Genomic DNA, 17836 nt, shown 5'->3' with positions numbered 1-17836 from the left:
CTAAAACTTGGCGCTCTTGGCGTCCTGGCGTTTCAAAAACCTCAAAGATTTCCACCATGAACCCGAATCAGCTCAACGAAGTCTCACGTCGCGAATTCCTCGCTCGCACGGCACGCACGTGTTTCGGGCTCACCATTGGTGGTTCCGCCGCCAGCCTCTTCAGTCCTCAAGCCCTCGCCGCCGATCCAGCCGTGATCAAAGCGGGGGGAGGAAAAGCCAAGCAGGTCATCTACCTCTACATGTCCGGGGGTATGACCCACATTGACACCTTCGACCCCAAGCCCGATGCCCCCTCCGAGTATCGCGGACCGACCGAGGCCATCTCCACCAACGTCGATGGCATCCAGCTCGGTCATTGCCTGCCGCTGCTGGCCCGACACATGGACAAGGTTGCCCTGATCCGCTCCCTGAATACGACCCAAGGTGCGCATGCTGAGGGAAAATACCTGATGCACACCGGCTACGCCCCACGCGGCACCATCAGCCATCCCTCCTCCGGCTCATGGGTCTCGAAGCTCGCCGGCGGCATCAATGATACCCTCCCCTCGTTTGTCCTCATTGGCGGTGGCAACCGCCACCCCGGCGGCGGCTTCTTTGAGCCTCAGTTCTCCCCGCTTCCCATCGGCGATCCCGCCCAGGGGCTCCGCAACGTCAAACGACGCGGCAACACCGACGACGAATCCTTCCAACGCCAGCTCACCCTACGCGAGGAACTCGACCACGACTTCGACACCAAATACCACAAGGGTCAGAAGTCGGTTAGAGCCTATACCGAAGTCTACGACTCCGCCGTGAAGCTCATGAAAAGCGAAGACCTCGAAGCCTTCGATCTCTCCAAGGAAAGCAAGACCACCCGCGCCGCCTACGGCAACCAGCGTTTCGCTCAAGGCGTGCTTCTCTCTCGCCGCCTCATCGAGAGAGGCGTGCGCTTTGTCGAAGTGGAATACGGTGGCTTCGATTGGCATGCCGACAACTTTGAGCAAATGGAAGATAAAATCCCGGTGCTCGACCAGGCACTCTCCGCTCTTTTCACCGACCTGGAGTCGCGCGGGTTGTTGGACAGCACCCTCATCGTCGTCGCCACCGAGTTTGGTCGCTCCCCGAAAATCGTCGCCGACAAAGCCGGCCGCAACCACTACCCCAAAGCCTTCTCCTGTCTGATGGCCGGCGGCGGGATTCGCGGCGGTCAGGTTTATGGGGAAACCGACAAAACCGCCTCCAACGTCATCAAGGATCCCGTTGGCGCCGCTGACTTCAATGCCAGCATCGCCTTCGCCCTCGGGCTCCCCCACGACCTCCCTGTCATGTCACCGACCCGCCGACCCTTCCGGATGGGTGGACTCAAAGGACTGCCTATCACCTCGATTTTCTCCTGAGGATCGCGATCACCGGTGGCCGGGATTACGGCGATCCCACCCCACCGGCGAGCTTGACTCCATGGGAATCCAAGCACCATAGATCGCTTGTGATTCGGTTACACCTCGTCGTACTCTTCCTGTTCCTTTTCAACGCTCCACTTTTCGCAGAGGATCGTGCGGACAAGGAGAACACGCCCGAGCCCGCCGAGCTCGTCGTCTGGCAACGCGACATCGTCACTTTCCGCGCTTCCATCGCCACCCTCAGCCCTACCATCCGGCGGGACACCGCTCTACGCCGAATTCAGGAGCTTCCCGAGTTCTCCCTTTACGATCCCGTCACCGCCCAGTCGGTCAAACTTGGTGACCTGAATGGTGTTTCATTCCTTTCCGGAAAGCGGCTCCTCTTCACCTTGGTCGAAGGAGATATCAATAGTGCCGATGGAGAGACACTCGAGGGCCTCAGCAGTAGCGTCGTCACACGGCTGGACGCGCTTCGCATCGCCCGGCTCGAGCAGCGCAACTGGAAAATCAACCTCAAGGGCTTCGGCATTTCCGTCCTCGCCACCCTCGTCCTCGCGGCCTTCCTCTACGGGCTCCAGAAGCTCAACCGCATCATCCGCCGATTCTTCGTCCGCAGCACCTCCAAGCTCTCCACTCTCAAGCAACGCGACCTCGACCTCCGTCCCGCTTTTCTGCAGATTTCCCGTCGAATCACCGCCATCCTCATCTCCGTCATTGGCATCGGTGCCTGCTACCTCTGGATCACCGCCGTTCTCGGCCAGTTCCCCTTCTCCGCCCCTTGGGCCGCCGTTCTTGGCAAGCACGTGACCCACCTCGGCGGCGAATTTTTTTCCAGCGTCCTCGCATCCATCCCCAACCTCCTGATGGTGGTGCTCATCTTCTTCCTTACCCGTGGAACCGCCCGCATCACCACTCAGGTGCTGCGCAGCTTTGAAGGAGAGACCGAGAGCGACAGCGCCTTTGCCAAAGACACCGCACGCGCCACCCGCCGCATCGCCTCCGTCCTCATCTGGATCTTTGGCCTCGTCATTGCCTACCCCTACATCCCCGGATCGGACTCCGATGCGTTCAAGGGTGTCGGCGTCCTCCTCGGTTTGATGATTTCGCTCGGCTCCACCGGTCTCGTCAATCAGCTCATGAGCGGATTCGTCGTCCTCTACTCGGGCGCGGTCCGCACCGGCGAGTATGCCCGCGTCGGCGATGTCGAAGGCGTGATCACCGACATTGGTCTGCTCTCGACCAAAGTGCGCACCCCGAAGAACGAATACGTCACCGTTCCGAATGCCGTCCTCATTGCCAAGGACACCTTGAACTACTCCCGCCTGGTCGATGACCAGCGCACCGAACTTTGCACCGCTGTCACCATTGGTTACGACACACCCTGGCGTCAGGTTCACGAACTTCTCCTGCGTGCCGCCGACCGCACCCCGGGAATCCGGGAAAACCCCGAGCCAAAAGTTGTCCAAACCGCCCTCTCCGACTTTTACGTCGCCTACGAACTCCGGTTTGTTCCTGCCGACATCACCCGCAAGGGAGCAGTGCTTTCCGATCTCCATCAGCGTATCCAGGACGCATTTGCGGAAGCCAAGGTCCAGATCATGTCCCCGAACTTCGTCGCCCAGCCCGAGGCCCTCGTGCTTCCTCCGGAGGAGTAATATCCCGGGTTGCTCCGTTTGTTTCCAGTTTGACACTTCTCTCAGGACCCGTAGGTCTGGGAGAGATGAAGACCCTTACGACGCTTTCGTGCACGTTTCTGATCCTGCTCAGCAGTTTTGTCTCGGCTGAGTCCGCTCAGGACGACTCCGAACCGAAGCTGAAGGGAGACAAGGTGATTACCCTGATCTCCGATCAATCTCTGAAAGGCTGGCAGGTCCCCTCCTCGCGGTGGTCGATCAAGGACGGAGTCATTACGGGCGACACCAAAGGAGAAAAACTCCAGACTCCCGAATGGATCTACACCACGGCGAAGTTCGCTGACTTCGTCTTTTCCGCTGATGTTAGATTGAGTGGAGGACCGAGGGCGAACTCGGGGATCTACTTTCGGGTGAAGCCCTTCACCTTCAAGCGAGGCAAACCTGGAACCCGTTATGAGGCGCCCTCCGGATACGAATTCGATGCGGGACTTGCGAGCAGGCACAACGGCTCACTTGGAGATTGGTATGCCCGCCCTTCACTGAGAATCTCCGCCGATCAGAAAGTCATGGAAAAGGTCTTCAAAGCGCAAGACTGGAACCGCATGACGATTCGCGCCAAAGGCAATCGAATCGAGTACTGGATGAACGGCACCAAGATCATCGATTACACCGACAACGATCCCAAACGATCCAAAGAAGGGCTGATCGGTATCCAGATGCACGACCAACTCGAAATGAAGGTGGAGATCAGAAACGCCCTCCTCATCCCCCTCGTCGATGATCAGGGCTGAGCTTCGGGATCGCCCCGTTCCACCTAACGAAAGAAGGGCAGCAAAGTTGCTGCCCCTGTTTTAATCGATGGAGAATGTGAGGATTTCAGATCCCCTCGGCACCCACTCAGAAGCGGAACATGATTCCAAGGTTCGGGCCGTAGGTCTTGGTGTTGTAGAGGAAATTGTCGTCCCGGTAGTCCACGCCAATGCCGCGATAGGCCAGAGCGATCGATGAGTGCTCCGTCATGTGATAGGCAATACCGCCAATGAGCTGCCAATATTCGTCCGACCCTACGCCAAAGCCACCATAAGAGGCACTCCCAAAGACCGACCAGTTGTCAGCAAAGCGATGTCTCGCACGGAGACCCACGATGGGATCAATCCAGGTTTCGGAACCTCCAATCGTGCGGGAGACCGGTGGACGCAAGGCAGGGAAAGTGGTGAAATCGACGTCCACATCGAGACTGGTCACCGCCAGACCTCCAAAGATGTCGAAAACCGTCGACTCATCCTCATAGAGTTCAAAACCGGTGGTCAGCGTGCTCATGAACTGCTCCTGCTTGAAGCCGAGATACGAATTGGGACCCGGGTAGGATGAGGATGACATCTTGAGCCACATGATGTCGCCATTGATCGACCAGCGGTTTCCACGCGCCTCGAAGCTGGAAAAGAAACCTCCGTCGAGGGATTCGAGGATCTCTGAAAATGGAATGTCCACCGTTCCGACCACGGGTCCCACGCCGACCGTTCCATCCATGCCCATCATCGGGCCATAGATGGCGAGGCGGAATTCCCAGCCGTCCGATGCCGAAGGCGCCGGGGTAAGGACAGGTTCGACATCGGGAGTCCCGGCAAAGGCCGGAGCAGAGAGAAGGGCGACAGAAGTAAGGACGGTGCGGAGTTTCATGAATCGAGCCAGTTGACTATCCCCGTCACCACCGGATATCAACTGGAAACCGTGCCGTCGAAAGCCCCAAGGGTGCCGATCGAGCGAATCACGAGCCACGTTCGATGCCCCTGACATTCTGAGCGGGACCTTCCGTTGAAAACAGGGGTCTTAAGCTCAAGGTGCCGTCACGGGGGAGTCGTCGCTTCAATCAGAACCTGCGAGAACCCGCCTCAAGTGAGCTTCATGGGCTCCCGCATTGCCCGACATCCCGACTGCCAAAACGACCTTCTCGCGAGGTCTCAATTCCAGCTCCTTATATCATCGGGCGTATTGAGCTTTCCGTCCTTTCCCGGACTGTACGCGGCCACCCCCTTGCCGCGCAGCATCACATTCTGGTCACCATATTGAAAAACCAGCGAATCCTCCTTCTTCGCATTGAGGATCACCATGTAGGGATTTCCAAACGGGTCATAAATTGCCTTCACACGATCATCTGGTCCGTAAACCAACCCCCCTTTGCGATCCTTCGCTTCTTTACCCTGCAAGAAGACGATCGAACGCAGATTCTGAAGATCCCTTTGAGATTCTTCCGCACCGGTCAAAATTCCCAAGAACATCTCACCCGCAGGTCCGTCACTAGGGATCTGAACCGCTCCTATGTCGGGCAAGCGATCGTATTCCATCTGAAAATTCTCGACGGCCTTCACCAGTGAATTGACCAACACCAACCCTTCGATTCTTTTCGCTCTATCGACGGCACGTGTCGAATCGCTGAAATACCAGACGGCGACGAGAAGCAGGAGGATGCCTGCGACGAGGACCCAGCGTCCCAACGACCTTTTCTTTTTCTCAGCCATAACAGGAACCTTACCCTCCCTGTCAACCCACCGGGACCTCCGAATCCCCACAGATGAAGACCAAGGCAAACGGAACCGCTTCCTCGACATCCCCAATCCCCGCCGTCTGCTCTCACTTTGAAAAAAACATCGATCCCACCCCGAATTTAGAGTTCCCCCTACCGCAAGCCCTCCCTTTCACTCTTCTCAACATGAAGCCGATCATCCTTCTTCTCCTCCCTAGCCTCGCGTTCGCCCATCCGGACAATGGCACGGCTCCAGGCAAGGGTCCCGAGTCTCCCGTCCGCACCGGCAATGGCACCTGGACCTATGAGGCCGTCCCGCACTGGGGCGAACTCCCTGATGGCAAGCCCATCGGCCCGACCCACGGCGGGGTGGTCGTCGACCCAAAAAGCGGCCTGATCTACGTCTCAACCGATGCCGAACACGGCGTCCTTGTCTATCAACCCGACGGCAAACTCGTCAGGAGTTTTTCGCCTGAGTTCAAAGGTTTCCACGCCATGGACATCGCCGAGGAAAATGGCAACACCGTGATCTACGGTGCCCAGCTCAGCGGCCCGAAACCATTCCGCGTCGTCAAACTCGACACCGACGGTAAAGTACTTCTCGAAATCTCCAAAGCCACCAACGGTCAGATTCAGGGCGGTTGGAAAGGACTGACAGGTGTCGCGGTCGCCCCCGATGGTTCGATCTTTTGTTCCATGGGATATGGGGCCAACTTCATCCACAAATTCGACGCCAAGGGCAAACACCTCAAGAGCTTCGGAGGGAAGGGCAAAGGCAGGAAGGTCGCCACCACCACCAGCCACAGCCTCAAGGTCGATCTCCGCTACGGCACGCCTCGTCTGCTTGTTTGCGACCGTGAGAATCGCCGTCTTTTCCACACCGACCTCGAGGGCAACTGGATTGGCGAATACGCCACCAACCTTCGTCGCCCCTGCTCGGTTTCCATCCACGGACATCATTGCGCCGTCGCCGAACTCGAGGCCCGAGTGACGATCCTCGACAAGGCCGGCACACCCGTCGCTTTCCTTGGCGACAATCCGGACAAAAGCCAGTGGGCCAAATTCCCCGTGCCTCCCAACGAGATGAGTCTCGGTATCTTCACCGCACCCCACGGACTGTCGTTCGACAAGGAAGGCAATCTCTATGTCGAGGACTGGAACAAAACCGGCCGCGTCACCAAGTTAGTAAAACTCAAGTGATCCGAAGATAGGCTCAGCCATCGCAGGCTTCGTCAAGGATTCGGAAAGGCGCGATTTCCCGAAGAGAGGCACCTTTCTTATGACATCGGGCCCCTTCATCTCCCCTCACTCCCCTCTTGCATCCGCAGGATTCGCCCCTAGCCTCCTCGCGACATGAAACCTCAAATCATCCCCGGCGTCCTGGCTCTCAGCCTTGCTGCGTCACTCGCTGCAACCGCCCAAGACGAAGCCGCTCCCGCCGCGGAAAAACCCAAGGCTGTTTCTCCCCCAGTCGCCGTGCCACCCCCAGCCGCTCCTCCCATGGATCCGGCTGAAATGAAGACCCAGTCGTCCTACGGTCTCGGCTACCGCACCGGTGGCGAATTCGGCCAGCGCTGGGGCAGCTTCGGCGTCACGACTGACGACATCGACAACGCCAAGTTCCTGGAAGGATTCATGGCCGGCTTCCAAGGCGATGAGCCAGGCATCGATGCCGAAAAGCTTGGCGCCGCCATGCAGGCCCTCGGCAACATGCTGCAGGAGCGTGAAAAGGCCCTCGGTGAAAAGAATGCCAAGGATGGTGCTGCTTTCCTCGAAGAAAACGGCAAGAAGGACGGCATCGTCACCACCGACAGCGGACTCCAGTATCAGATTCTCGAAAAAGGCGGCGACACCAAGTATGCCGCACCCAAGGAAGGCGAAGCTGAAAAGCAGTTCCTGGTGAACTACAAGGGTTCGCTCATCGACGGCACCGAGTTCGATGCCTCACCGGAAGGCCAGCCGGTCCCGATGACACTTCAAGTTGTCGAAGGCTTTAAGGAAGCCCTGACCATGATGCCTGTCGGTGCCAAGTGGAAGCTCTTCGTTCCCGGCAAGCTTGCTTACGGCGAGCAACGCCGCTCCGCCGACATCGGCCCCAACCAGACCCTCATCTTTGAACTTGAGCTCGTCTCCATCGAGGACGCGCCAGCTCCCCAGCATCCGGGCGGCATGCCATTCCCGATGCCTGGTCAAGGGCAGTAAAGTCCTTTGCGACCACCAGCGGGTCTGACAGAATCCCATCAACCCCATGCCTTTAACAGGGCATGGGGTTTTTCTTTGCCCCTCAATTCGCCAACAACGGCTTCACCGCTTCGTCGCTCCCCTTCCAGCGATCGATGAAAGCCGGCTTCATCTCCACCTGGATCGAATCGTTCGCTCTCAATACGATGCCCTTGTGAGCGAGTTGCTTGAAGTCGATGCAGTACTGCTTTCTGCCTCTGAGGAGCAGCATGTTGCGCCCCGCATACTGATCCCTTCCGCCCGCCGCATCCAGCGCCTGAATCACCGTCATCCCCTGCCGGAATGGCACCTGACCCGCACGTTTCACATGGCCGCCCACGCTCACGATCGCCCCGTCCTGCACCACACCCTTCTTCGCCACCACATCGATCGCCGGCGATGCATAGATCCCGCCATCCTTGTAGGCTTTTTCCACCGCTCGTGCAAATCCACCAGGACTCAACCCCGCCGCCTGCACCAGATGATCCAGCAGAGGCATGCTCACCTTTCCATCATCACCAACCGTGTACTCACCGTTGATCTTTTCCTGCTCCACCGCTCCCACACCTCGCAGTGTCAGCCGGAACGCATCACCCGGATTCAGCGTCTCCGCCGTTGCCGCAAGACCCAGAGCGAACCAGGTCGCCACCATCCATCGTATTATCAGCATCTTCATACGCTCGAAATCCATGCCGATATTTTTACTTTGTGTCAAAAAGTTAATTCCATGATCCCGCAAACGAGGCATTGCCTTAGCGGAATTGCTGGCGATACTTCCCTTGAAATGAAACGGCAGATCCCCCAAACATGCCGGCTGATTCGACTCGCCACAGGACTCCTGTTCGCCCTTCTGATCGCGAACTGCGCGCCCTCGTACACCCTCGTCAAGCATAGCCCCAACGAAGAGCTACGCCACGAGACCTTTCAATACCGCAAGTGGCTGCGCAGTGGCAGCAAGCCCGACACCGTCATCATCGCCCTCCACGGATTTTGCGGCGCTTCGATCGACTACGAGAACCTCGCCAAGCACCTTCTCAAGAACCAGCCCGAGACCGCCGTCTACGCCTACGAAGTCCGCGGCCAGGGACGTGACCCTTTGAAAGAGCGCCGTGGTGACATCGACGACCCCGCCAACTGGTCCACCGACCTCCTTGCCTTCACCCAGCTCGTCAAGAAAGAGAACCCAGACGCTCGGATCGTCTGGTTCGGCGAGAGCATGGGCTCTCTAATCGTCTCCCACACCTACAACGACATGGTCAGCAAGGGCGGAGCCGCCCCCTGCGATGCCATCGGCGTCACCTCACCGGTCGTCGCCATCCGTGGGGATTTCCCCACATGGAAAAAGGAACTCGTCCGCGGCTTTTCGAAACTGGCCCCCGGCGCACGCGTTTCCATCGATGCCCTCTCCGGCGGCGAACCCGTTCAGATGACCGAGGACTCGATTCACTCCGAGCAGTCCGAAACGAACTCATGGCACGTCGACAAGCACACCTTGCGACTTCTCGTCACCCTCGGCGACATGATCGAGACCATGCCCGAGTGCGCCTCCCACTACCAAGTGCCCACGCTCGTCCTTCACGGCGGACAGGATTTCTTCACTTCGCCGGACGACGTCAAATCCTTCGTCTCCCAAGTCCCGGCGTCCACCGACCTCACTCGCAAGTACTATCCGAAAGGCCACCACCTGCTAATGTATGACTCCATCAAGGACGAAGTGATCGAGGACATCGCCACCTGGCTCGACGAACTCCGCGACCAAGGCTGAGCCCTGAAAAACCATCTTGGCGCTCTTTGCGCCCTGACATTAGAGACTTCAGTCGATTCAGCCCCCTGATTCTCCAATTTTCGCGTAATTCCGCGCGATTCGTCTGCTGCATCCATGGCTTCAGTGTCGGAGGGTTGCCCCCACTATCACCAACCCCGTCTCTCCTTGGCATCCTACTGCCACACGAGCCCCCCACCAACGCGAGACAGGCTCATCACTTGCCAAGCTCTTCCTCCCGCGTCAATCTCTCCGCCTGTCCATGAAGTTCGCTCCACTCTTTGCCATCGCAGTGCTGACACTCGGCTCCTGCGCGCCCAAGGCCATCGTGCTCTCCGAAGGATTCGATCTGAACCTTTCCAACCAGCAAAGTGCTTCATCGGAGGCTTCCAGCGAGAACAGCGCCGAAGTTCCGGCACCACCGCAGGTTCCTGCGAACTTCAAGCCAGACGACGGACTCCTCGATCCCTCCGGCCTCACCGCCATGCCGCAGGATCGGGACATGAAGCCCGCCGTCGAGGAGCCCACCAGCAACGCCGTGATCGCCAAACCGCCGGAACAAGCGAAGCCTACCAGCGAATAATCACGCGGGATCCCGCCCGAAACGACGCGCGGTAGGGGCGATGGAATCCCGAGTAAAAACGCGGACTGAAGCAGCCATAGCGCCCCCGAACGTAGGTGCCGGTCGTCCACCCCCAGCTGCGGCTCCCCCAGTCGCCTATTCCGTCGTAGAAAGGGTCGGTATTTCGGTAATTCATCCGGTCTCGCCTCTCGATCTCCCGCTTCCTCCACTCCGCCACAAAGGGCTGCTCGGTCGGCACCGCATCCGGACCTTCCACCAGCACCACCTTTCCCTCGGAGTCATACCAGGTCGTCTCATCCACCTCCTCCGCCATCAGCGGCAGGGCGAAAACGAGCATCCAGAGCACCTTCATTTATCCAAGCTGCCATCAAGTTCCCGCTCTCGCAAGTTCACTTCCCGCTTGGAAGCTTCCCAATCTCACCTAAACCCATCCCGTGCCGCGACCACCCAAAAAGTTTCACCCTCATCCCTTCGAGTATCACCAGGAACTCGAAGTCACGATCGATTCCCTCACCAACCTCGGCGACGGCATCGCCCGTGTCCCCATCCCTAGCAGCGAAGACCCCACGCAGTCCACGGATTGGGTGGTCTTCGTCCCCTTCACCCTCCCCGCCGAAAAGGTCCGCATCCGCGTCTTCCGCAACGACAAGAACCACTCCCGCGCCGACCTCCTCGAAGTCCTCGAAGCCTCACCCGATCGCGCCACTCCCGCCTGCCCGCTCTTCGGCGAGTGCGGCGGCTGCCAGTACCAGCACTTCACCTACGACGCCCAGCTCGCCTGGAAAACCCGCCAGGTCGCCGAGCTCCTCGAACACATGGCCGGCATCACCCATGAAGTCCTGCCCTGCCACCCTTCGCCAAAACTCTGGAACTACCGTTCCAAAATCACCCCCCACTTCGATCGGCCCAAAAACGACGTCATCGGCCCCATCGGCTTCCTGCCAAATGGCCGACGCTCCGGGCAAATCGACGTCGTCCAGTGCCCGATCGCCATGGACGAAATCAACGCCGCCCTCCCGCGCCTCCGCGATGAAACCCGCCAGCGTGCCAAGTCCTACAAGAAAGGCGCCACCCTGCTCCTCCGCGCCACCGATGGCCGCGTCGAAAGCAACCACAACGCCGTCGCCACAGAAAAGGTCGGCAAGCTCACCTTCGACTTCCTCGCCGGCGACTTCTTCCAGAACAACCCCTTCATCCTTCCCGACTTCACCGGCCACGTCGCCCGCGAAGCCTCCGCGGGAAATACGAGGTTTCTAGTAGATGCCTACTGCGGCTCCGGCCTCTTCGCCCTGACCCTCGCCGAGCACTTTGAAAAAGTCGCCGGCGTCGAAGTCAGCGAAACTTCCGCCGACTGGGCGCGTCGCAATGCCGAGACCAACGGCATTACCAACGCCACCTTCCTCGCCTCCTCGGCCGAAGCCATTTTCAAGGACATCCAGTTCCCCGCAGCCGAGACCGCCATCGTCATCGACCCGCCGCGCAAGGGCTGCTCGCAGGAATTCCTCGACCAGCTCATCGCCTTCGGCCCCGCCCGCGTCGTCTACGTCTCCTGCAACCCCGCCACCCAGGTCCGCGACCTCGCCATCCTCACCGAAGCCGGCTTCAAACTTGAAAAAGTCCAACCCTTCGACCTCTTCCCCCACACCCGCCACTTGGAGAGCGTCATGACCCTCGTCCGCGCCTAGTTCAAATTTGGACTGCGGTGGCAGAGTGAGTCTTCGAACGGCGACACCGCTTTCGAGCGACCTGCGATGGACTTCGACCACAAGAACTCATCAACACAGAAATTACCCGGCGTCACCCATCCGAATCTCTCGCACCACACGACAGGGTTTTCACTCTATCAAGCACACACGCCTCCATCTCCCCCATCTTCCCCTCAAGCTCCGCCACCAACCTCAACTGCGCCCGGCACCTCTCAAGGTTGTGTCCCGCATGGTGGATCTTGAAATAACGATCACCCTCCAGGTGATCCGTTAGAAAGCGCATCGCCACCTCCAGCGTGATCAGCTTCGCCGAGAACGCCAGATTCGTCACTTCCGAGTCATTGAGAAACCCACCCGCGCTGCTCAAATAACCATCCACCAGCGCCTCGAAGATCGGCATCCTCACCACGATCTTCGAAAGCTCCGTTTCATCCTCCTCCGCCGGACTCACCGCCGTCCGAACGAGATCACCGAAGTCGTAGAGCACTGAGCCCGGCATCACCGTATCGAGATCGATCACGCACACCGCCTCATCGCTCGCCTCGTCGATCATCACATTGTTGATCTTCGTATCGTTGTGCGTGATCCGCAGCGGAATGTCGCCACGTCCTAACAAGTTTAGCACCCGATCCACCTCCCCCTCGCGTTCCCGAATGAACGCCAACTCCTCCCCCACCTCAGCCACTCGTCCACAAGCATTCTCCTCCACCACCGCCATCAAGTGCTCGTAGCGCGATCGGGTATCGTGAAATCCCGGAATCGTCTCCACCAGCAACTCAGGCGAAAGATCACTCACCAAATCCTGAAACGCCCCGAAGGCCCGCGCCGCCTGATACGCCTGCCCCTCATTCTCCACCACATCATAAGTCCGACAGCCCTCGATGAAATTGTAGCAGCGCCAGATCCCGTCCGCCTCATCCGGCACCCAGAACCTCCCATCGCGACCCGGATAAAGCGCCAGCGTCTGACCACTCACATCCTCCTTCTTCCGCATCACCCGCTCGTTGATGTGCCGCGTCACCCGCTCGACATTCCGCATCACCCCCATCGGATCCTTGAAAACCGACGCATTGATCCTCTGCAAAATAAATCGGCGCACCTCCCCGTCCTCCGTCTCGAATCCCACCTTCCAGGTCGAGTTGATGTGCCCTGTCTCGATCTCCTCCGCGCTCGTCAATTTTCCTTCAATCGCAAACTTCAGTGCAATTCCTGTGACCGCTTCGAGACCAATCAATGACGACATGCCCGGAGCATGAAATCCTCACTCAGGAAATCCAGCAAAGAGAGTTCTTCAAAACCATCCTATTCATCCGATCCATCCTGGTCCAAAAACCAACCCGTCAAAATGCTCCCTGCCAAACCCTTCAGCTACCCCGGCATCGACGGCGATATCGCACGCCTCTCCAAGCTTCTCGCCATCGGCCTGCAGACCGCCACCTGGAATCCGCCCGAAAGCCCCGCCATCCTCAACCTCGCCTGCGGCCGTGCCGATGAAACCGGCACCCTTCTCAGCCACCTCGCCCCCACCGCCAGCCGCCTCTTCTACCTCGGCATCGACCTCCGCGCCCCCGAGATCAATGAAGCCCGTTCCCGCTGGATCCCCACCGCCCCGCTCGGCTGGGACCTCGACTTCCGTGTCGGCGATGCCTCCCGCACCGACCGCATGAAGCAGCTCCCGCCCTTCGACTTCATCTTCATCCGCCACCAGAACTTCTGGAACGACGCCCCCATCTGGACCGACCTCTACGCCAACGCCCTCGCCGCCCTGAAACCCAACGGCCTCCTCGCCATCACCTCCTACTTCGATCGCGAACACGCCCTCGCCACCGCCTGCCTCAAGCAACTCGGCGCCGAGCTTCTAACAAGCATCCGCCACCCCGAAAGCCGCCCCCTAACCGACGCCCCCGGAAAATCCGTCGACCGCCACCTCGCCATCTTCAAAAGGTAGCTCCCAATTGGAGCGCGGACTTCAGTCCGCTTATCAAGCCAAGCGACTCTCCATCCCGGGCGGACTAAAGTCCGCGGTCCAATTCACCCCCCAAAAAGCGCGTCCACCAGCGTCGTGCTCCTTCTCCCCGGCATCACATTAAGCTCCATCTGGTTCATCGTGTAGGCAAAGCTCAAGCCTAACTCTGGATCGCCAAGGCATGGCTCCCGCCCGCCCCTGGATGTCCGGGAGCTTCTGTGTAAAAGGTGTCCATTTATACGGACGCCCTCGGAAAATGCGTCGACCGCCATCTGGCGATCTTCAGAAAGCAGAATCGCCCCGATGGATGGCCCCACCAAGCCAGCGAAAAGGAGGGAACAACAGCGTATTCAATGAAATCCACTCTCTTTCCCTAACCTTCTAACTCGTTGGCCTGATTCACAAAAAACGTGCGCTGCCTATCGGTCAAAGGCTTCAACCATTTTGTTTCATCGAGCCACCTACCAATCACAACCTTCAGCTGATCCAAACTGACCGGACTGTAGCGCTGTTCACTCCACTCACAATTCTTGATACAATAGTTCAGATACATCCTACTTGTTCCCTTTATTCCTTCCATACAATACCCATCGGTCACTAGGATGGGAATCCCGTCATAAATTTCGATCGGCGAAAGATACCACCTTTCCAAACTTTTTTGGCCCATGTATACAGGCCGACCAAGAAGGGGCGCTTCAAAATCCTGTTTACGTTTGGTAGTGAAAAGCATCCGGCAGAAAATTATAATCTGATCTTCGTGATTTCCCGAATCGGCCCAAGACTCCAGAATTCTGATCGCTTCTTCCTTCCCCATCATTTGAAGGTGGGCCGCTACAGCGATGTAAGGAGCAACCTTGTAGTTCCAGCCGATTTCATTGCACGGACCGGACATCCCCCCATTCACAGGAAGATTCAGCGGCATAGAATCACCCACATAAACATCATCAGTACTAACCACCCTCCCTGATTCCTCGACAACATCCGACTGCTTTTGATCACAGCCGCAAGCCAACAGTACCAGCGGAAAAGCCATTCGATGGTAAAAACGTCTCATCGCTTCATTTGGCCTCAAAAATCAATCGACGTAAAGAGCCTGATCACCCACCTAATGCAACCTCCCCAGCATCACATCGATCAGGATCATGCGATGTTCTTAAGATGATCGTAGGACCTACCGAGATCCATCCAGAACCCAAACGTCAAATTTCAGTTCTAAAGTTTCCCAAAAAGCGCGTCCACCAGCGTCGTACTCCTTCTCCCCGGCATCACATTGAGCTCCATCTGGTTCATCGTGTAGGCAAAGCTCAGCCCCAACTCCGGATCCCCAAAGGCATGGCTCCCGCCCGCCCCCGGATGCCCGAATGCCTCCGCATCCGGACCGTAAAGCTCTCTCTCCTTCGTCCCATCCGCATCCACCGGATCAAGCTGACACCCCGCCGAAAACGCCGTCGGCTGAATCAGCACCTGATCATCCCCCTCCACTCGGCGGGTTGCCAGCGCCTTTCTAACAGACTCACTCAACGGACTCTCGATCGCGCCAATCGCCGCCTGATAAAACTTCGCCAACGCTGTCGCCGTTCCCACCCCACCCGACGCCGGAAAGCCCGCCGCCCAGGCCTTCGGATCATTCATCTCCTGCACCGAGCGCAATCCCCTCGGCGAACCAAAAGTCCGACGCGTCAAACTCCCCTCGCGATTGAACTCGTGATAGAACCCGCTCGCAAAATCCCCCGCTGATGCCTTCCCGGGATACAGCTCCGCCACCCGTGCCCACTCGCTTTCCGGCAGGCCGATCCAAAACTCCAAGCCCATCGGCTGCGCGATTTCCTCCCACCAAAGCTGGCCCAAAACTTTACCCGTCAGCCGTCTAACAGGTTCATCCACCAGCGTGCCGAAAGTCCGCGCATGATAACCATGCCCCTGACCCGGCCGCCATGCCGGCACCTGCGCCTCGATCGCCGCCACCACCTCATCGTGTTCCCAGATGCTCGCCGCCTGATCGAGCGCCGAGAGCCCGCATTGATGCGAAAGCAGATCCCCGAAACTCGCCTCCTCCACCGGGAACGCCGGCCACACTTCCCTCACCATCGTTTCCACCCCGAGCCCCCTCTTCTCCAAAGCCAGCAGCAGTGTCGCCGCCGCCAGCGGCTTCGTCGCCGAATACACCGGCACCAAAGTATCCTTCGTCCAAGCCCGCTTCTCGCCCTTTTCGCACCACCCTTTCCCCAACGATAGAATCTCCTCGCCCTTCCACCAGATGCTTACCGAAGCGCCAATCTCACCCCGCGTGCGAAAATTCTCCTCAAAGGATTGTACAACCGTTTCGAATTCCGATGCCCCCATGCCCTTCGCTAAGCCCGACCACCCTCCGATAAAAGCCAAATTCACCATTCACCCCGCTCAAGACGGCCGAGCTGCGGGAAAACCGGACCAAGATGGATAGGATGGATAGGATGGGTGGGATTTTGGGATTGCTGATCCGATTCACGAAGGAGTTTCAAGCGTCTGTGATGATTGTGGCATTTCAGCTGATTAGATTTGTGAATTTCATCCAATCCATCCAATCCATCCAATCCATCCAATCCATCCTATCCATCCTATCCATCCTATCCATCCTATCCATCCTATCCATCCTATCCATCCTGGTCCGAAAATCACCCGAGACCTAGTAGTCTGACCATTTCCAAAAATCTTCATTCTCCATCCGTGCAATCCGTGTAATCCGTGGTTCAGCAATTTCGCGAAAGCCCATGACCCCACGCCAATCCGCCACTGAACTCGCCCGCCAGCTGCGTGAGGCCGGGCATGTGGCGTATTTCGCCGGTGGCTGCGTGCGCGACCAGTTCCTCGGCCACGAACCGAAGGACTTCGACATCGCCACCTCCGCCACCCCAAGCGAAGTCCTCGCCCTTTTCCCGAAAGCCAACGAAGTCGGAGCCCACTTCGGGGTGATCATCGTTCGTCACGAAGGACACCACACCGAGATCGCCACCTTCCGCACCGATGGCTCCTACAAAGACGGCCGACGCCCCGAAGCTGTCACCTTCTCCACCCCGGAAGAAGATGCCCAGCGTCGCGACTTCACCATTAACGGACTCTTCCAAGACCCTGACACCGGTGAAATCATCGACCACGTCGGCGGTCTCGCTGACCTCCAAGCCGGCGTCCTCCGTGCCATCGGCGACCCCGTCGCGCGCTTCACCGAAGACTCCCTGCGCCTCCTCCGCGCCATCCGCTTCGCCACCCGCTTCGGCTTCGCCATTGAGCCCGGCACCTGGCAGGCGATCAAGGATCAGGCTCACCTGTTAGCTCGCATCTCGCCCGAGCGCATCCGCGACGAATTCTCGCGCATCATCACCTGCCCGAACCGCGCCAATGGCCTCGACCAGCTCGTCGACTCCGGCCTCATCGAGCAGTTCATGCCCGAAGTGCTCGCCCTCATCGGTTGCGAACAGCCCCCCGAATGGCACCCCGAAGGTGACGTCTACGTTCACACCCGCATCATGCTCGGAATGATCGGACCCGATGCCCCGCTCGAGCTTTGCCTCGCCGTTCTGCTCCACGACATCGCCAAGCCTCCGACCCAGACCTTCGACGAAGAAGCCGGCCGCATCCGCTTCAACGGCCACGACGCCCTTGGCGCCACCATGTCCGAGGAAATCCTTCGTCGCCTGAAGTATCCGAACCATGTCATCGAGGAAGTCGCTTTCATGGTCTCGCGCCACATGCAGTTCATGAACGTGCAGCAGATGCGCACCGCGAAAGTGAAGCGCTTCATGTCCGCTCCGACCTTCCCGCTCGAACTCGAACTTCATCGCGTCGACTGCGCCTCATCCAATGGCTTCACCGACAACCTTGAGTTCCTCATCGAGAGGCGCGAAGAATTCGCCGCCGAGCCGCTCATCCCTCCACCGCTGATCACCGGCGGGGACCTGATCAATGAGGGTTTGACCCCTGGTCCTCGTTTTAAGGTCATTTTGGAAGCCGCCCAGACCGAGCAACTTGAAGGTCGCCTCATCGACCGCGAACAGGCCCTGGCATGGTTGAAGGCTCAGTTATGAC

Annotated in this window: 17 protein-coding genes; 10 read left to right on the top strand and 7 right to left on the bottom strand. The window is 58.6% G+C overall.

Annotated features, from left to right (window positions below; translation table 11 throughout):
- Positions 1-56 precede the first annotated feature (56 nt).
- From ACFQY0_RS04635 to ACFQY0_RS04625, 3 genes are all read left to right on the top strand, one after another.
- Complete coding sequence (locus ACFQY0_RS04635) at positions 57-1376, top strand: DUF1501 domain-containing protein (RefSeq protein WP_379709674.1); 1320 nt, start codon at positions 57-59, stop codon at positions 1374-1376.
- Positions 1377-1465: 89 nt separating this feature from the next.
- The gene (locus ACFQY0_RS04630; protein WP_379709672.1) at positions 1466-3034 is read left to right on the top strand and encodes a mechanosensitive ion channel family protein; all 1569 of its coding nucleotides are present in this window, start codon (positions 1466-1468) and stop codon (positions 3032-3034) included.
- 65 nt (positions 3035-3099) lie between these two features.
- Positions 3100-3804 (top strand): 3-keto-disaccharide hydrolase, encoded by a 705-nt coding sequence (locus ACFQY0_RS04625; RefSeq protein ID WP_379709670.1) that lies wholly within the window; start codon positions 3100-3102, stop codon positions 3802-3804.
- Positions 3805-3910: 106 nt separating this feature from the next.
- On the opposite strand, the gene ACFQY0_RS04620 is transcribed toward ACFQY0_RS04625, so the two are convergent.
- Both ACFQY0_RS04620 and ACFQY0_RS04615 read right to left on the bottom strand, forming a co-directional pair.
- Positions 3911-4693 carry a hypothetical protein gene (locus ACFQY0_RS04620; RefSeq protein WP_379709668.1) on the bottom strand — a complete coding sequence of 261 codons (783 nt, stop codon included), beginning with the start codon at positions 4691-4693 and terminating at the stop codon, positions 3911-3913.
- Positions 4694-4974: 281 nt separating this feature from the next.
- Complete coding sequence (locus tag ACFQY0_RS04615) at positions 4975-5532, bottom strand: hypothetical protein (protein ID WP_379709666.1); 558 nt, start codon at positions 5530-5532, stop codon at positions 4975-4977.
- A gap of 191 nt (positions 5533-5723) precedes the next feature.
- Between ACFQY0_RS04615 and ACFQY0_RS04610 the strand changes: the two genes are divergently transcribed.
- Positions 5724-6737: an NHL repeat-containing protein gene (locus tag ACFQY0_RS04610; protein WP_379709664.1), complete on the top strand. Its 1014-nt coding sequence runs from the start codon at positions 5724-5726 to the stop codon at positions 6735-6737.
- Between the two features lie 153 nt (positions 6738-6890).
- Entirely contained in the window at positions 6891-7739 is an 849-nt protein-coding gene (locus ACFQY0_RS04605; protein ID WP_379709662.1) for an FKBP-type peptidyl-prolyl cis-trans isomerase N-terminal domain-containing protein, read from the top strand.
- A gap of 82 nt (positions 7740-7821) precedes the next feature.
- Here ACFQY0_RS04605 and ACFQY0_RS04600 read toward each other — a convergent pair whose 3' ends face one another.
- Positions 7822-8448, bottom strand: a complete 627-nt coding sequence (locus ACFQY0_RS04600; RefSeq protein WP_379709660.1) for a polysaccharide biosynthesis/export family protein — start codon at positions 8446-8448, stop codon at positions 7822-7824.
- Between the two features lie 93 nt (positions 8449-8541).
- Here ACFQY0_RS04600 and ACFQY0_RS04595 point away from each other — a divergent pair, with 93 nt between their 5' ends.
- Complete coding sequence (locus ACFQY0_RS04595; RefSeq protein WP_379709658.1) at positions 8542-9522, top strand: alpha/beta fold hydrolase; 981 nt, start codon at positions 8542-8544, stop codon at positions 9520-9522.
- Between the two features lie 259 nt (positions 9523-9781).
- On the top strand, positions 9782-10102 hold the full coding sequence (locus ACFQY0_RS04590; protein ID WP_379709656.1) for a hypothetical protein: 321 nt from the start codon (positions 9782-9784) through the stop codon (positions 10100-10102).
- Here the strand turns inward: ACFQY0_RS04590 and ACFQY0_RS04585 are convergent.
- On the bottom strand, positions 10089-10454 hold the full coding sequence (locus ACFQY0_RS04585) for a hypothetical protein (RefSeq protein WP_379709654.1): 366 nt from the start codon (positions 10452-10454) through the stop codon (positions 10089-10091). The two genes, ACFQY0_RS04590 and ACFQY0_RS04585, sit on opposite strands and share 14 nt — an antisense overlap.
- Positions 10455-10536: 82 nt before the next feature.
- Between ACFQY0_RS04585 and ACFQY0_RS04580 the strand changes: the two genes are divergently transcribed.
- Positions 10537-11787: a class I SAM-dependent RNA methyltransferase gene (locus ACFQY0_RS04580; RefSeq protein ID WP_379709652.1), complete on the top strand. Its 1251-nt coding sequence runs from the start codon at positions 10537-10539 to the stop codon at positions 11785-11787.
- Positions 11788-11899: 112 nt separating this feature from the next.
- Here the strand turns inward: ACFQY0_RS04580 and ACFQY0_RS04575 are convergent, their stop codons facing one another.
- A complete protein-coding gene (locus ACFQY0_RS04575; protein WP_379709650.1) occupies positions 11900-13051 on the bottom strand; it encodes a phosphotransferase enzyme family protein in 1152 nt (383 codons plus the stop codon).
- 102 nt (positions 13052-13153) lie between these two features.
- Here ACFQY0_RS04575 and ACFQY0_RS04570 point away from each other — a divergent pair, with 102 nt between their 5' ends.
- The gene (locus ACFQY0_RS04570; RefSeq protein WP_379709647.1) at positions 13154-13756 is read left to right on the top strand and encodes a class I SAM-dependent methyltransferase; all 603 of its coding nucleotides are present in this window, start codon (positions 13154-13156) and stop codon (positions 13754-13756) included.
- A 391-nt stretch (positions 13757-14147) separates the two neighbouring features.
- Here the strand turns inward: ACFQY0_RS04570 and ACFQY0_RS04565 are convergent, their stop codons facing one another.
- Positions 14148-14828, bottom strand: a complete 681-nt coding sequence (locus ACFQY0_RS04565) for a hypothetical protein (RefSeq protein WP_379709645.1) — start codon at positions 14826-14828, stop codon at positions 14148-14150.
- Positions 14829-14986: 158 nt separating this feature from the next.
- Positions 14987-16117, bottom strand: coding sequence for a serine hydrolase domain-containing protein (locus ACFQY0_RS04560; RefSeq protein WP_379709643.1), 1131 nt, complete (start codon positions 16115-16117; stop codon positions 14987-14989).
- Between the two features lie 407 nt (positions 16118-16524).
- Here ACFQY0_RS04560 and ACFQY0_RS04555 point away from each other — a divergent pair, with 407 nt between their 5' ends.
- Positions 16525-17835 carry a CCA tRNA nucleotidyltransferase gene (locus ACFQY0_RS04555; protein WP_379709640.1) on the top strand — a complete coding sequence of 437 codons (1311 nt, stop codon included), beginning with the start codon at positions 16525-16527 and terminating at the stop codon, positions 17833-17835.
- Position 17836 lies beyond the last annotated feature (1 nt).

It is taken from the genome of Haloferula chungangensis (genome assembly GCF_042664875.1).
In the GTDB taxonomy this organism is placed as follows: Bacteria; Verrucomicrobiota; Verrucomicrobiia; order Verrucomicrobiales; family Akkermansiaceae; genus Haloferula; species Haloferula chungangensis.
This window is presented reverse-complemented; position numbering and strand designations above follow the sequence as displayed.